Source organism: Pseudomonas soli, from assembly GCF_021283165.2.
In the GTDB taxonomy this organism is placed as follows: domain Bacteria; phylum Pseudomonadota; class Gammaproteobacteria; order Pseudomonadales; family Pseudomonadaceae; genus Aquipseudomonas; species Aquipseudomonas soli.
On the sequence record NZ_CP128543.1, the window covers coordinates 2,691,301 to 2,705,951 of the forward strand.

The 14,651-nt window shown below is 67.2% G+C and carries 12 protein-coding genes; 4 read left to right on the plus strand and 8 right to left on the minus strand.

Annotated elements, in window-relative coordinates:
* Nucleotide 1: 1 nt before the first annotated feature.
* Complete coding sequence (locus tag LU688_RS12590; RefSeq protein WP_046855878.1) at nt 2-595, minus strand: TetR/AcrR family transcriptional regulator; 594 nt, start codon at nt 593-595, stop codon at nt 2-4.
* Between the two features lie 104 nt (nt 596-699).
* Between LU688_RS12590 and LU688_RS12595 the strand changes: the two genes are divergently transcribed.
* Nucleotides 700-2,067 (plus strand): MATE family efflux transporter, encoded by a 1,368-nt coding sequence (locus tag LU688_RS12595; protein ID WP_160291339.1) that lies wholly within the window; start codon nt 700-702, stop codon nt 2,065-2,067.
* On the opposite strand, the gene LU688_RS12600 is transcribed toward LU688_RS12595, so the two are convergent.
* Nucleotides 2,058-2,387 (minus strand): cupin domain-containing protein, encoded by a 330-nt coding sequence (locus LU688_RS12600; protein WP_038705962.1) that lies wholly within the window; start codon nt 2,385-2,387, stop codon nt 2,058-2,060. The genes LU688_RS12595 and LU688_RS12600 overlap by 10 nt on opposite strands.
* A gap of 76 nt (nt 2,388-2,463) precedes the next feature.
* Between LU688_RS12600 and LU688_RS12605 the strand changes: the two genes are divergently transcribed.
* Nucleotides 2,464-3,363, plus strand: coding sequence for a LysR family transcriptional regulator (locus tag LU688_RS12605; protein WP_094011176.1), 900 nt, complete (start codon nt 2,464-2,466; stop codon nt 3,361-3,363).
* A gap of 107 nt (nt 3,364-3,470) precedes the next feature.
* A complete protein-coding gene (locus LU688_RS12610; RefSeq protein ID WP_160291340.1) occupies nt 3,471-4,721 on the plus strand; it encodes an MFS transporter in 1,251 nt (416 codons plus the stop codon).
* Here LU688_RS12610 and LU688_RS12615 read toward each other — a convergent pair.
* On the minus strand, nt 4,660-5,271 hold the full coding sequence (locus LU688_RS12615; protein ID WP_038705965.1) for a LysE family translocator: 612 nt from the start codon (nt 5,269-5,271) through the stop codon (nt 4,660-4,662). The genes LU688_RS12610 and LU688_RS12615 overlap by 62 nt on opposite strands.
* A gap of 98 nt (nt 5,272-5,369) precedes the next feature.
* Between LU688_RS12615 and LU688_RS12620 the strand changes: the two genes are divergently transcribed.
* Entirely contained in the window at nt 5,370-6,371 is a 1,002-nt protein-coding gene (locus LU688_RS12620; protein ID WP_232888015.1) for a GlxA family transcriptional regulator, read from the plus strand.
* Nucleotides 6,372-6,415: 44 nt separating this feature from the next.
* Here the strand turns inward: LU688_RS12620 and LU688_RS12625 are convergent, their stop codons facing one another.
* From LU688_RS12625 to metH, 5 genes are all read right to left on the minus strand, one after another.
* Nucleotides 6,416-7,270 carry a CAP domain-containing protein gene (locus LU688_RS12625; protein WP_038705966.1) on the minus strand — a complete coding sequence of 285 codons (855 nt, stop codon included), beginning with the start codon at nt 7,268-7,270 and terminating at the stop codon, nt 6,416-6,418.
* Between the two features lie 611 nt (nt 7,271-7,881).
* The gene (locus LU688_RS12630) at nt 7,882-9,036 is read right to left on the minus strand and encodes a cysteine desulfurase family protein (protein ID WP_038705967.1); all 1,155 of its coding nucleotides are present in this window, start codon (nt 9,034-9,036) and stop codon (nt 7,882-7,884) included.
* Nucleotides 9,037-9,196: 160 nt separating this feature from the next.
* Nucleotides 9,197-9,676 carry a DUF2269 family protein gene (locus LU688_RS12635; protein ID WP_038705968.1) on the minus strand — a complete coding sequence of 160 codons (480 nt, stop codon included), beginning with the start codon at nt 9,674-9,676 and terminating at the stop codon, nt 9,197-9,199.
* A gap of 1 nt (nt 9,677) precedes the next feature.
* Entirely contained in the window at nt 9,678-10,790 is a 1,113-nt protein-coding gene (locus tag LU688_RS12640; protein WP_104443986.1) for a saccharopine dehydrogenase family protein, read from the minus strand.
* Nucleotides 10,791-10,868: 78 nt separating this feature from the next.
* On the minus strand, nt 10,869-14,576 hold the full coding sequence (gene metH / locus LU688_RS12645) for a methionine synthase (protein WP_094011181.1): 3,708 nt from the start codon (nt 14,574-14,576) through the stop codon (nt 10,869-10,871).
* Between the last annotated feature and the right edge of the window lie 75 nt (nt 14,577-14,651).

Below are 14,651 nucleotides of genomic sequence, written 5' to 3' on the forward strand. Positions count from 1 at the left end.
CTCAGGCCTGCAACCCTTCCATCAGGCAGCGCAACGCCCCTTTCACGCGCTCGGCGGCCGCCTGCGGATCGTCCTGGGCGATCACCCAGATACCGCTGTCGCCCATGGCGCCGTTGAGCAGGTGGGCCATGGCCACGGCATCGAAGGCGCGCAACCTGCCGGCCTGCTGCAGCTCGACCAGGCCCTGGGCCATGGGGCCGATGTAGCTGGCCTCTTCCATCTCGCGCAGGCGCGGGCCGAGCACGCCGGGCGCATCCTGCAACAGGATGCGCCGCAGCGCTGGTTCATGCAGCAGGTCGTAGTAGTACAGGCAGGTGTCGATATAGCCCTCCCACGGATCGGCGTGGGTGGCGTAGCGGGCATCGATGGCCTGGTTGATCTCGTCGAGCAGGTGCTGCACCACCGCGGTGAACAGCCCGGCCTTGCCGCCGAAGTGGTGGTGCAGGGCGCCTCGGGTGAGGTCGGCTTCAGCGCACAGTTCGTCCATCACCACGGCGGCAAAGCCTTTTTCGGCGAACTGGCGGCGGGCAACGGCGATCAGCCGTTCGGTGGTGTCCGCGCTCATGGCGGCGCGGCTGCGGCGAGGGGTGGGCATTGAGGCTCCGATGACAAGAGGCGATGCGCGCAAATTAGCATACGTTGCGTATGTCAATAAATGGCATTAGCATACGCGGCGTATGTCAATTGGAGATTGTCACCGTGTCTGCCCTCGTTTCGCGTAAACCCACTGCCTGGCTGGGCGAGCTGCCAGGCCTGCTGCGCCTGGCGCTGCCGCTGGTGCTGGGCCTGTCGGCGGCCGAGCTGATCAGCCTGACCGACACCGTGCTGCTGGCTTCGCTGGGCACGCTGGTGCTGGCCTGTGTCGCGCTGACCAGCAGTGCCGGGCTGATTTTCCATGCCGGGCTGTACGGCATGCTCGCCACCCTCAGCGTGCGCGTCGGCCACGCCTTCGGCGCCGATGATCCGGGCGAAGTGGCGCGCACGCTGCGTGGCGGCCTCGGCTATGGGTTGCTGGTCGGCATCCTCGGTTGCCTGGCCATGCTGGTCACGTTGCCGCTGGTGCAATGGCTGGGCGTGCCACTGCCGGACGTGGCCCTGCTGACGCCGTACTGGCAGGCCATGGCGGTGTTCCTGATTCCGTACTGCCTGGCGGTGGTGTTCAAGGACGTGCTGGAGGCCATCGGCCGGCCGTGGGTGGCCGTACTGCTGGTGATGAGCGCGGTGCTGTTCAACCTGCCGCTGAGCTATGGCCTGATCCATGGGCATTTCGGCTTGCCGGCGCTGGGGTTGCTGGGTGCGGGCATCGCCGGGGTGATCGCCGAGTCGCTGGCAGTGCTGCTGGCCTTTGCCTATTGGCACCTGGCGCCGTCATTGGCACGTTACCGCCAGGCGCCGCACGGGCCGCACTTGTCCTGGCGCACGCTGCTTGGCGAGGGCTGGCCACTGGGGCTGGGCTATCTGGCCGAGGCCGGCGCGGTGGTGATCGCGGCGTGGATGCTCGGCTGGCTGGGCAATGCCGCACTGGCCGCCAACCAGGTGGTGCAGTCGATCGGCGCGCTGCTGTACATGCTGCCGCTGGGCATGGCCGCGGCGGTGAGCATTCGCATCAGCCAGGCCCAGGGCCGCGGCGAGACGGCGCGCATCCGCGCCATCGGCAGCGCCACCTTCGCCAGCGTCACCGCCTGGATGCTGGTGGCAACCGTGCTGCTGGCGCTGTTCGGGCGGCGCATCGCCGAAGCCATGAGCGATGACCCGCAGGTAATCGCCATCGCCGTGCCGATGTTCGTGGTGGTCGCGGCGATGCAGGTGGCCGACGGCCTGCAATCCACCGCGCTGGGCGCCTTGCGTGGTCTGCAGGACTACCGCTGGCCGGTGGGGGTGACCTTGGTCAGCTACTGGTTGCTGGCGCTGCCGATGAGCTACTGGCTGGCCTTCCATTCCGCGCTGGGGGCGGTGGGTGTATGGGTGGGCTTCGCCTGTGGCCTGGCCGTGTCGGCGGTGCTGCTGCCGTGGCGTTTCTATCGCCTGCAGGCCAGGCCGCTCACCGCGGCGCTGGTTCAGCCCTGATAGAACACCGCCAGCCACACCGTGGCCACGCCGGGCTCGGTCCACTCCACGCGGTGGCGGCAGCGGGGCGGGATGTCCAGGTGGTCGCCTGCGCGCAGCACGCGGGTGTGCGCCTCGTGCTCCAGGCGCAGCCCGGCGCTGCCGCTGAGCACCAGCACCCATTCGCCTTCGGCCTGGTCGTACCAGAACCCCTCAGGGCTGGCCTGGCCGCTGGAGACGATGCGTTCGATGCGCAGGCCCGGGCGGCGCAGCAGCTCGGTGAACTGCTCATCGGCCTCGGGGGCCAGCGGCGGCAGGGCGGTAAACAGGTTGTCTGGCATGGGACGGCTCGCGAGAGGTTGATTGCAGAGGGGCAATTGTAGGAAGGTTTCGGCTTTTGCCCCACGGAAAACCACGATGGACAAGCTGCTGGCGATCAAGGTGTTCATGGCCACCGCCGAGACCGGGGGCTTTTCCGCCGCCGCGCGCCGACTGGGGGTGGCGACGTCTTCGGTGACCCGCCAGGTCGATGCCCTCGAACAGGCGCTCGGGGCCAGCCTGCTCAACCGCTCCACCCGTCAGGTCAGCCTGACCGAGGCCGGCGCCAGCTACTACCAGCGCGCCCGCGAGATCCTCGAGGCGTTGGCCGAAGCCGACGCCAGCGTCGCCGACCGTGGCGAGGAGCCGGTGGGGGTGCTGCGCCTGTGTCTGCCGGTGGAGTTCGGCCGGCGGGTGATTGCTCCGCACCTGGGCACGTTTCTCGCCCGTCACCCGGCCCTGGAGCTGGACATCGACCTCAGCGACCGCTTCGACGACCTGCTCGACGGGCGCTACGACCTGACCATTCGCCTGGGCGAACCGGCGCCCGGCGATGAACTGGTGTGCCGGCCGCTGGGCCGCTTCGAGCGTTGGCTGGTGGCAAGCCCCGCGTACCTGCGCCAGCACCCGTCGCTCGGTGAACCGCGACAACTGGCCGATCACGCCTGCCTGCGTTTTCGTTACGGCCAGTCGGCGCGGCCCTGGCGCCTGACCCAGGGCGAGCAATGCCTGGAACTGGACACCAGCGGCCCGCTGCGCAGCGCCAATGCCGACCTGCTGCGCGAGGCCGCGATCGCTGGCAGCGGGGTGGCGCTGCTGGCCGACTGGCTGGTGCGTGAGGATGTCGAGGCCGGACGCCTGCAACGGCTGTTCGCCGACTGGACGGTGAGTCCGGGCAATGCCAGCGCCAGCATCAACGCCTTGTACTTGCCCAATCACCGTGGTTCGCGACGGGTGATGGCGTTCGTTGCCTTCTGTGAGGGGCTGCTGGCGGACTGAGGCGTTGCGTGCCGCGCAAAGGCCTGTTGCGCGGGCGATGGATTCTCGCCGGGGCGAATGTCCGTCACCCTTCGCGCACATCCTTTCGCAAGCCGAGGTACCCTCGAATGAATCCCTCCCTCGCCGTTGCCCAGCCTGCGGTCCCAGGCCTGAGCCGGGCGCTGGTGACGTTGCTGGCCTTCTGCTGCGGCGCCATCGTCGCCAACATCTACTACGCCCAACCCATCGTCGGCCTGATCGCCCCGGACGTTGGCCTGTCCACCGAGCGGGCCGGCCTGATCGTGTCCCTGACCCAGATCGGCTACGCCCTGGGCCTGTTGTTCCTGGTGCCGCTGGCCGACCTGCTGGAGAACCGCCGGCTGATGGTCGCCACGGCGGTGCTGGCCGCCGGCAGCCTGTTGCTGGCCGGCACCAGCGGCCATGGGCAGGGCGAGGCGTTCCTGCTGTACGCACTGCTGATCGGCTTCAGTTCGGTCGCGGTGCAGATGCTGATACCGCTGGCGGCGCACCTGGCGCCGGAGCGCGAGCGTGGCAGGGTGGTCGGCAACATCATGGGTGGCTTGCTGCTGGGGATCCTCCTGGCGCGTCCACTGGCAAGCCTGGTGGCGGATCATTTCGGCTGGCGTGCGGTGTTCGTCGGTGCCGCCGGGTTGATGCTGGCGATCATCCTGCTGCTGGCGTCGACCCTGCCGCGCCGAGTCCCCGAGCACAAGGCCAGCTATGCCGGGTTGATGGCCTCTTTGCTGGTGCTGTTGCGCCGTTATCCGGTGTTGCGCCAGCGGGCGTTGTACCAGGCGCTGATGTTCGCGGCGTTCAGCCTGTACTGGACGGCGGTGCCGCTGGCGCTGGCCGCTGAACATGACCTGTCGCAGAGCCAGATCGCGCTGTTCGCCCTGGTCGGGGCGGTGGGCGCGGTGGCGGCGCCGTTGGCCGGGCGGCTGGCCGATGCCGGACATGGACGGCGCGCTTCGTTGCTGGCGATGAGCCTGGCGCCGCTGGCAATGCTCGGCGGCCTGAGTAGCGCGGGCATGAGCGTGATCGGCCTGGGGCTGACCGGGGTGCTGCTGGATTTTGCCGTGCAGATGAACCTGGTCATCGGCCAGCGCGAGGTGTACGCGCTGGATCCGGCCAGCCGTGGTCGCTTGAATGCCCTGTACATGACCAGCATCTTCCTCGGCGGCGCCGTGGGCTCGGCGCTGGCCAGCGGGGTGTATGCGCAGTTCGGCTGGCAGGGGGTGGCGCTGTTGGGGGCGGGATTGCCAGCGGTGGCGCTGGTGGTGTTCCTGATCGTTTTGTTTATCGTCCCAGCGGCAGGGCCACGCCGATCAGCGCAAACAGGCCGCCACAAGCGCGGTTGAACCCCCGGCCACCCTTGGCAAGCCATGGCCGGATGCGAAATGCAAGGCGCGCCAGCAGGTACTCCACCAGGCACTCGACACTGGCGAAGGTCGCCGCCATCACCACGAACTGCAGCAGCAGGCCGCGCTGCGGGTCGATGAACTGCGGCAGGAACGCGCCATAGAACAACAGCACCTTGGGGTTGGCCAGCGCCGACAGGCAGCCCTGGCGGAACAGCCCGGCATTGCCCAGCGCGGTACTGCCGCGGGGCAACTCGAGGTGCAGGGCCGGGGTGCGCCACAGCTGGATCCCCAGCCAGACCAGATAGGCCCCGCCCACCCACTTGAGCACCGTCAGCACCGAGGCCGAGGCCTGCAGCAGGGCGCTCAGGCCGAACATGGTCAGGGCGATCAGGGCGCTGAAACCGAACACCCCGCCGCAGATGGTGAACAGCGTGCGCCGGGCGCCGTACAGCGCGCCATGGGTCAGGGCCAGCAGGCTGTTGGGGCCTGGGGTCAGTGACAGGCCGATGCTGGCGAGCAGGTAGATGAGCCAGGTGTCGAGTGCCATGGGTGTGCCTTGTCGGTAGTGAGGGCGCCAGTGTAGGACAGGGTTGCGCGAATCCAGGGTAGTATTCGGACAACTGATGGTCATATTCGGACATTGCCATGACACCCGACCTGCGCCTGCTGATCCTGCCGCTGCCGGAATTCGCCTTGCTGCCCTTCGGCGCCTTCCTCGACAAGCTGCGCTTTTCCGCTGACGACGAGGACTACAGCCGCCAGCGCTACTGCCGCTGGACCGTGATCGGCCTGGACCTGGCGCCTGTGCCTTGCAGTAGCGGGGCCATGGTGCAGGTGGAGGCGACGCCTGCGCAGGTCGATTGGAGCGCCTACGACCATCTGGTGCTGTTCGGCGGGCGCAATGCCAGCGCCACGGCAGCCTTGGCGCCGCGCTACCGGGCCTTGCTGAAACAGGCGGCCAAGGCGGGGGTGAAGCTGGTCTGCGTCGACAATGCGGCCTTCCTGCTGGCGGCCTGTGGCCTGTTGGACGGTCATCAGGTGGTGGTGCACTGGCGTCATGAGGCGGAGTTTCGCGTGGCGTTTCCCCGTGTGCGACTGCTGACCGGGCAGTTGTATTGCTTCGACGGCAGCCGTATCACCTGCGCTGGCGGCACGGCGGCCATCGACCTGGCGGTGGAGCTGATCGCCCGCGCCAGCGGCCGTGCCCGGGCGCTCAAGGGCCTGGCCGACATGCTGGTGGATGAAAGCCGCGACAGTCGCCATGCCTTGCGCTCGCTGGAGGCCGGCGCCGGGGAGGGGCGCCAGGTGCAACGGGCCACGGCGCTGATGCGCCATCACCTGGCGGCGCGGCTGCCGGTGGAGGCGCTGGCGGCGGAGCTGGGGATCAGCCGGCGCCAGCTCGACCGCCAGTTCCAGGCCTGCCATGGCATGAGCGCCAAGGCCTGGTGGCAGGAGCTGCGCCTGCAGCAGGCGCGCTGGCGGTTGCTCAACTCCAGCCACAGCCTGGCGCAGATCGCCGATGAAGTGGGCGTGGGCGATGCCAGTTACCTGGGCAAGTGGGTGCGGCGGCGCTTCGGTTGTACGGCACTGGTGTTGCGCAAGTCCGAACTGGACTCATCGCGGGGCAAGCCCGCTCCCACGGTCTGACCCGCAGATCACAGTGGTGTGGGAGTGGGCTTCGGGATGTGGGTTTACTGTGGCGTACCGAACAATCCCGTCCAGTAGATCCCAGCGTCGCTCTTCGGGTCCACCGCATATGCCGCCCCCAGTTCGCTGAAGTCCGCGTTCATCAGCGTGGCGCAGTGCCCGGGGCTGGCCAGCCAGCCGTCGACCACCTTGCGCGCGGTATCGCGCCCAGCGGCGATGTTCTCGCCGATCTGCCGGTACAGGTAGCCGGCCAGTTCCGCGCGGTCGCCCGGGGTGCGGCCGTCGCGGTCGATATGGTCGAAGAAGTTCTGGTTGGCCATGGCCCGGGTGTGGTTGGCGGCCACGCCGGCCAGGGTTGCGTTCCAGGCAAGCGCGGGGGCGGCGGGGTAGGGCTGGCCGCCGCACTGGCGCGGCAGGTTGCGTGCGGCGTTGATCTCCTGCAACAGCTTCTGCCCTTCGGCCTGCCAGTCGCCCAGGCGCCCGCTGAGCAGCGGGCGGGCCAGGACGATGCGCCAGTCGCGGCCCTCCTGGCTGACCCCGATATCGACGAACTGCGGGTCGAGTACCACCTGGCAGAAGCTCTCCTCGATGGCTTTCATCGCCGCCTTGGCATCCCGTGGGCCCGATAGACTGATGGCCTGCACGTTGACCATCGGGTATGCCGCGCGGGTCATGGCTTGCTGCAGGTCGCGGGTGCCCTCCGGCGAAAGGGCCAGGCGCGTGTCGCTGTTGAGCGGCGGCAGCTCCAGCGAGGCCTCGCCGCCACAGCGCTGGGCCTGGCTGCGGTAGACGTTGATCGTATCGATCAGTTGCGCCTCTTCGCCGGCATACGCCGGGGTGCCGGTCGCGGCAAGCAGGCCCAGCGTCAGGCCGAGGCAGGCAACGGATGGGACGCGCATGTGGATCTCCCTGTAACTGGCAGCGTCTGGATCTGCGCTGCCCATCCTACACAAGCGCAAGGCATTTGGCCCGGCCCTGTGCGGTGTGAAAAACCAAGCCTGGGTAAACCATTGCAGGCGGCAAAAGAGGGGATAGACCGCTGGTTGGCAAGAAAGTGCGGTTCATTGGTAATAATTCGCACTATCGGCTAGAAACACTACTCAGTCACCTCGGGCGTTTCCAGGCGGGCCTTGGCCATCGCCCGGGAGCGGTCCGTGGCACGTGCCTGTCCGTATCAGTCGACCCTTCTTGCACTGTGCTGTTCCGTTGTCGTCAAGGCGTATGGTACAGACGGCGCCATCACGCTGGATGCCACCGCCTCAACGCCGGACGCTGAGGGCGCCTGGGCCTGCCGACATCGAGCCGTTTCGACTTCGGCGGGGTATCACTTCAATGGGCAGAAGAAGGCGGTGACCTATGGGCCAACGTGGAGAACCTGAGGGACAAGAACGAATGTGCGTCCGCCAGGGGCGGGTGCCTGATCCGCAATTGGTCAGAGGGATGCCTGTGGATTATTGCGGAGCAAGCGGCAGCGGCGCGCTAGCGGCGCCAATCCGGCCTGCGGCGCGCCCTACCAGAGGGCCACTGCCGCCGCGCCAATCACCCGGCCAAACACCGCCAGCGCCGTGTCCACGTCCTCTTCGCGGGTGTAGCGCCCGACGCTCAGGCGCACGCTGTTGCGCGCCTGGCGCTCGTCGAGGCCGAGGGCCAGCAGCACGTGGGACGCCGCATTGCTCGCCGAGTTGCACGCCGAAGTGCTCGACAGCGCCAGCTCGCCCGCCAGGGCCAGGCTGTTGAAACCCTTGGCATCTATGCACAGGTTGAGGGTATGGGGAATGCGATGCTCCGCGCAGCCGTTGAGCGTGACCCCGGGCATTGCCAGCAGGCCGTCGCGCAAGCGCCGGGCGAGTTGCTCCAGGCGCTGGTACTCCGCCGCGCCGGGCTGGCCGGCCAGGGCGAAGGCACTGCCCATGCCGACGATCTGGTGGGTGGCCAGGGTGCCAGAGCGCAAGCCGCGCTCATGGCCGCCGCCGTGCATCTGCGCACGCATCGCCGGGCGGGCGCGAGGGCCGACGTAGAGGGCACCGATGCCCTTGGGGCCGTAGACCTTGTGCGCCGAGAACGACATCAGGTCGACCGCGTGCTGCGCCAGGTCGATCCGAACCTTGCCCACTGCCTGCGCCGCGTCCACGTGCAGAAGCGCACCGTGCTCGCGGACGGTTGCACCGATGGCGGCAAAGTCGGTCACCGTGCCCAGTTCGTTGTTCACCGCCATCAGCGACACCAGGCGTGTGTCCGGACGCAGCGCGGCCTGGACCGCTTCGGGCTGGATCAACCCTCGAGCATCCGGGGCCAGGCGGGTCACTGCCCAGCCCAGGCGCTCCAGCTCGGCGGCGGTGTCGAGGATGGCCTTGTGCTCGATCTGGCTGGTGATCACATGCCCCGGCTGCGCGCAGCCCTGGGCGATGCCCTTGAGCGCGAGGTTGTTGGATTCGGTTGCGCCGGAGGTCCAGACCAGCTCGTCGGGCTGCGCGCCAACCTGCTCGGCCACCTGCTGGCGGGCATGCTCGACGGCTTCGCGGGCCGCCTGGCCGTGGAAATGGCCGCTTGAGGCGGGGTTGCCGAAGTTCGCCTCACGGCCCAGGCAGGTGAGCATGGCGGCGATGACCTGGTCATCGACCGGTGTGGTGGCGGCGTAATCGAAGTAGAGCGGGGTGCGGGGCATGATCGTGGGCGGGTCCGTGGGTGGACGCCGCCTGTCGGCATCCATGGACTCATGCTAGGGAAATGGTGATATGAATGTTTTCCAATTTTGCCAACTTGCGGGGATTTCGGGAAAAACTTCTACTAGATTTTTGCTTGGAGGTAGAAAATTTTTTTGTGTATCAAAGCCACTGCCATGGCGCCTGCTTGGTGACCATCACCAGCACGATCAGGAACATCCCGGTGAACCCCGCCACCCCCATCCACAGCCACGGACGGTACATCTGCTGGTAGTCCTCGCCCAGCGCCGTGCCGTTGCCGGCTGCCTGGGCGGCGAGGCGCTGCATGCGCGCCTGCAACAGCAGCACTGGCAGCCACAAGGCGCCGACCGCAAAGAAGATCAGCAGCGCGGCGCGCAGCCAGTCGGCGGACCAGGGCATGCCGGTCATGCTGACCATGGCGTAGCCGGTCAGCAGCTGCAGCACGCCCGCCGGGGTGGTAATCCAGGCGTCGAAGCGCACCACCATCCGCGCCACCGCGGCGATCACCCGCGGGTCGCCGCTGCGGTTGGCGGCGATCAGGTACAGGTACGAGCCCATGCCGAAGCCGAAGAGAAACACTGCGGCGATGATGTGCAGGTACTTGAGCAGCAGGTAGCTCATCTCAGCCTCGTCCGTGCTGGAAACTGACGCTGTAGCGCACCTTGTCCGGCTCACCGATGGCCGCCAGGTACCGTTCGACGCTGATCTCGCCGACGCAGGGGCGGGCGCCCGGTTCAGGCTGGTAGCCTTCGACGACCCTGGCCATCAGCGCCACTGCCGCGCAGCTGGGGATCTCCGGGCCCTTGTCGTCGCTGGCGCTGACCTGGGCCTGCAGGCGCAGTGGCTGGCCTTGCAGGTCCAGGCCGCGAACGTCGAGGTACATCGCGCTCTTGCCATCGCCCCAGCGTTCGAAACGGCTGCCCAGCCGATGCAGGCGTCGCGCCCAGGGCAGCGGGTCGTGCACCAGGCCGTACTTGACCAGCAACGCCAGCGCGGCATTGGCCAGGCCGCCGAGCATCAGCCCGGAGCCGGCCTTGAACGCCAGGTCACGGGCGCCGTAGCGTGTGGCGAAGATGTCCATGTCCGGCACGTCGACGTCGTTCAACAGGCGCCAGCCGAGCCCGGGCAGATGGCGCAGCTGCAGGCCGAGCCAGCCGTCCACGTTGCACGGGCGGCCGTCGCGCCACTGGCGGATCGGCCTGCCGGCATAGGCCAGCACGCCTTCGATGGTAGACAGGCCGGGCATCTTCGCCGAGGAAGAAATGCCGTGCTCGATGCGGTCGATACGGCTGAAGTGATGGCGCTGCTCGTCGAGAATCGCGGACGACAGGCTCGGCACCGAACTGCAGCCACTGAGCAGGGTGACCTGGGCTTGGCGGGCACGATCGTTCAGTTGGGCGATGCCATTGACGAACAGCCGGCAGTCGGACAGGTCGCAGTAGTGCGCGCCGGCTTCGATGCAGGCCTCGGCCACGCGGTAGGGCTGGCCCTGGAACGGGCCGCCGGTGTGGATCACCCAGTCGATGCGCAGCGCGCGCAGGGCATCGGCAAAGCCGGGGGCCATCGCATCGCCGCACCAGCTTTCGCTGCCGTTCAACTGTGCAGCCAGTTGCGAGAGGCTGTCGGCATTGCGGCCGGCGATCACCAGTTGCACGGCGGGCATCTGGTTCAGGTGGCGGCAGATGATACGGCCGAAGTTGCCGTAGGCGCCGATCACCAGGATTCGGGGAGACATGCTGGGGTCCTTGTGCATGTGTCGGGGGAACGCGGGGCCGCCCTGCGGCCCATCGCCGGCAAGGCAGCCCCGGAGGGGTCAGGCGTCGTAGCCGAGGTTCGGCGCCAGCCAGCGCTCGCTCACGGCAATGTCCTGGCCCTTGCGCGCGCTGTACTGTTCGATCTGGTCCTTGTCGACCTTGCCCACGGCGAAGTACTGCGCCTGCGGGTGGGCGAAGTACCAGCCGCTGACTGCCGCCGCCGGGAACATGGCGAAGTGCTCGGTGAGGAACACGCCGCTGGGGCCGGTCTCGCCAATCGCGCTGCCGTCGAGCAGGCGGAACAGGGTTTCCTTCTCGGTGTGGTCCGGGCACGCCGGGTAGCCAGGCGCCGGGCGGATACCACTGTACTGCTCCTTGATCAGCGCCTCGTTGTCCAGGTGTTCGTCCTTGGCATAGCCCCAGTGCTCCTTGCGCACCTGCTCGTGCAGCCACTCGGCGCAGGCCTCGGCCAGGCGGTCGGCCAGGGCCTTGACCATGATCGAGCTGTAGTCGTCGCCCTTGTCCTGGTAGGCCTTGGCCACTTCCTCGGCGCCGATGCCGGCGGTGGTGATGAAGCCGCCGACATAGTCGGTCACGCCGCTGGCCTTGGGCGCGACGAAGTCGGCCAGCGACCAGTTCGGCTTGCCGTCGGGCTTGATGGTCTGCTGGCGCAGGTGGTGCAGGGTGGCCAGGGTCTCGCCGGCGTCGCCGTACACCTCGATATCGTCATCGGCCACCTGGTTGGCCGGCCAGAAGCCGAACACCGCGCGGGCGCTGATCAGTTGCTCGTCGATCAGCTTGTCGAGCATCTCGCGGGCGTCCTTGTACAGCGCCGTGGCGGCCTCGCCGACCACTTCGTCGGTGAGGATGCGCGGGAACTTGCCGGCCAGGTCCCAGGAGATGAAGAACGGCGTCCAGTCGATGTACTCGGCCAGGGTGCGCAGGTCGATGTTCTCCAGCACCTTGACGCCTGTGAAGCTGGGCACCGCGGCCCGGTAGGTGGCCCAATCGTACTGCGGCTTGGCGGCGATGGCCTGGGCGTAGCTCAGGCGCTCGGTGCGGGCGCTGCGGTTGGCGGTGCGCTCGCGCACCTCGACGTATTCCTGGCGGGTCTTCTCGACGAAACCGCTCTTGAGTTCCTTGGACAGCAGTTGCGTGGCCACGCCCACGGCCCGCGAGGCGTCGGTGACGTAGATCACCGCATCGTTGGAGTACTTGGGTTCGATCTTCACCGCCGTGTGCGCCTTGGAGGTGGTCGCGCCGCCGATCATCAGCGGCAGGTGGAAGTCCTGGCGCTGCATCTCGCGGGCGACATGGACCATCTCGTCCAGCGACGGGGTGATCAGACCGGACAGGCCGATGATGTCGCACTTCTGCTCGCGGGCGGTCTGCAGGATCTTCTCGGCCGGGACCATCACGCCCATGTCGACGATGTCATAGCCGTTGCAACCGAGCACCACGCCGACGATGTTCTTGCCGATGTCGTGCACGTCGCCTTTGACCGTGGCCATGAGGATCTTGCCCTTGGCTTCGGGTTTGTCGCCTTTCTCGGCTTCGATGAACGGGATCAGGTGGGCCACGGCCTGTTTCATCACGCGGGCGGACTTCACCACCTGGGGCAGGAACATCTTGCCGGCGCCGAACAGGTCGCCGACCACGTTCATGCCGCTCATCAGCGGGCCTTCGATGACCTCGATGGGGCGCGCCGATTGCTGGCGGCACTCTTCGGTATCTTCGACGATATAGGCGGTGATGCCCTTGACCAGCGCATGCTCCAGGCGCTTGTCGACCGGCATAGAGCGCCATTCTTCGTTCTCGACTTCCTTGGTGGCGCCGCCGCCCTTGTAGTCATCGGCGATGGCCAGCAGGGCGTCGGTGCCATGCGCGGTGCGGTTGAGCACCACGTCCTCGACCTTTTCGCGCAGGGCGGCGGGGATCTCGTCGTAGATCTCCAGCTGGCCGGCGTTGACGATACCCATGGTCAGGCCGTTCTTGATCGCGTGGTAGAGGAACACCGAGTGGATGGCCTCGCGCACCGGGTTGTTGCCGCGGAACGAGAACGACACGTTGGACACGCCGCCCGAAGTCAGGGCATAGGGCAGGTGGTCGCGGATGTAGGCGCAGGCCTCGATGAAGTCGACGGCGTAGTTGTTGTGCTCCTCGATGCCGGTGGCGACGGCGAAGATGTTCGGGTCGAAGATGATGTCTTCCGGCGGGAAGCCGACTTCGTTGACCAGGATGTCGTAGCTGCGCTGGCAGATCTCGCGCTTGCGCGCGGCGGTGTCGGCCTGGCCGACCTCGTCGAAGGCCATCACCACCACGGCGGCGCCGTAGCGCTTGCACAGGCGGGCGTGGTGCTTGAACTGCTCGACGCCTTCCTTCATCGAAATCGAGTTGACGATGCCCTTGCCCTGGATGCACTTCAGGCCCGCCTCGATCACCTCCCACTTGGAGGAGTCGATCATGATCGGCACCCGGGAGATATCCGGCTCGCCGGCGATCAGGTTGAGGAAGCGGACCATGGCGGCCTGGGAGTCGAGCATCCCTTCGTCCATGTTGATGTCGATCACCTGGGCGCCGGCCTCGACCTGCTGCAGGGCGACTTCCAGCGCCTCGGTGTAGTTTTCCTCGCGGATCAGCCGGGCGAACTTGGCGGAGCCGGTGATGTTGGTGCGCTCGCCGACGTTGACGAACAGCGACTGGCGATCGATGGTGAACGGCTCAAGGCCCGACAGGCGGCAGGCCTTGGGGATGTCCGGGATCGTCCGTGGCTTGTACTTGGCTACGGCCTCGGCGATGGCCTGGATGTGCGGCGGGGTGGTGCCGCAGCAGCCGCCGATAATGTTGAGGAAACCGCTGGCGGCAAACTCCTCGACAACCGCAGCCATCTCGGCCGGGGTCTCGTCGTATTCGCCGAAGGCGTTGGGCAGGCCGGCGTTGGGGTGGGCGGACACGTGGGTGTCGGCCTTGGTCGAGAGTTCTTCCAGGTACGGACGCAGGTCCTTGGCACCGAGGGCGCAGTTCAGGCCCACGGAAATCGGGTTGGCGTGGCGAACCGAGTTCCAGAACGCTTCGGTGGTCTGGCCCGACAGGGTGCGCCCGGAGGCGTCGGTGATGGTGCCGGAGATCATGATCGGCAGTTCCACCTGGTCTTCCTCGAACACTTGCTGCACGGCGAAGATCGCCGCCTTGGCGTTGAGGGTGTCGAAGATGGTCTCGATCAGGATCAGGTCGGCGCCGCCCTCGATCAGGCCGCGGGTGGCCTCGGTGTAGTTCTCCACCAACTCGTCGAAGGTGACGTTGCGGTAGCCGGGGTCGTTGACGTCCGGGGAGATCGAACAGGTGCGGCTGGTAGGGCCGAGCACGCCGGCGACGAAGCGTGGCTTGTCCGGGGTTTCCAGGGTCTTGGCGTCGGCCACCTGGCGGGCGATACGCGCGCCCTCGACGTTGAGCTCGTAAACCAGCGCTTCCATGCCGTAGTCGGCCTGGGATATCTGCGTGGCGTTGAACGTGTTGGTCTCGAGGATATCGGCGCCGGCGTCCAGGTAGGCTTTCTCGATCGCGGCGATCACGTCGGGGCGGCTGAGCAGCAAAAGATCGTTGTTGCCTTTGACATCGCTTGGCCAATCGGCAAAGCGCGTGCCACGATAGTCGTGTTCCTCTAGGCGGTAACTCTGGATCATAGTACCCATGCCGCCGTCGAGGATCAGGATGCGCTCTTTGAGTGCGTTCTGGAGTGCTTGTAAACGAGCGCTGCGGTCGGACATAGGACTACCTGGTCGGGCAAATAACAGAAGGTGCCGAATAATAACAAAGCTGCACGGATTTTAGGCGCATCGCCC

Coding starts and splice junctions, on each gene's coding strand:
- LU688_RS12590 (WP_046855878.1), bottom strand. CDS start 595: ATGCCCACCCCTCGCCGCAGCCGCGCCGCCATGAGCGCGGACACCACC.
- LU688_RS12600 (WP_038705962.1), bottom strand. CDS start 2,387: ATGCCAGACAACCTGTTTACCGCCCTGCCGCCGCTGGCCCCCGAGGCC.
- LU688_RS12605 (WP_094011176.1), top strand. CDS start 2,464: ATGGACAAGCTGCTGGCGATCAAGGTGTTCATGGCCACCGCCGAGACC.
- LU688_RS12610 (WP_160291340.1), top strand. CDS start 3,471: ATGAATCCCTCCCTCGCCGTTGCCCAGCCTGCGGTCCCAGGCCTGAGC.
- LU688_RS12615 (WP_038705965.1), bottom strand. CDS start 5,271: ATGGCACTCGACACCTGGCTCATCTACCTGCTCGCCAGCATCGGCCTG.
- LU688_RS12620 (WP_232888015.1), top strand. CDS start 5,370: ATGACACCCGACCTGCGCCTGCTGATCCTGCCGCTGCCGGAATTCGCC.
- LU688_RS12625 (WP_038705966.1), bottom strand. CDS start 7,270: ATGCGCGTCCCATCCGTTGCCTGCCTCGGCCTGACGCTGGGCCTGCTT.
- LU688_RS12630 (WP_038705967.1), bottom strand. CDS start 9,036: ATGCCCCGCACCCCGCTCTACTTCGATTACGCCGCCACCACACCGGTC.
- LU688_RS12635 (WP_038705968.1), bottom strand. CDS start 9,676: ATGAGCTACCTGCTGCTCAAGTACCTGCACATCATCGCCGCAGTGTTT.
- LU688_RS12640 (WP_104443986.1), bottom strand. CDS start 10,790: ATGTCTCCCCGAATCCTGGTGATCGGCGCCTACGGCAACTTCGGCCGT.
- metH (WP_094011181.1), bottom strand. CDS start 14,576: ATGTCCGACCGCAGCGCTCGTTTACAAGCACTCCAGAACGCACTCAAA.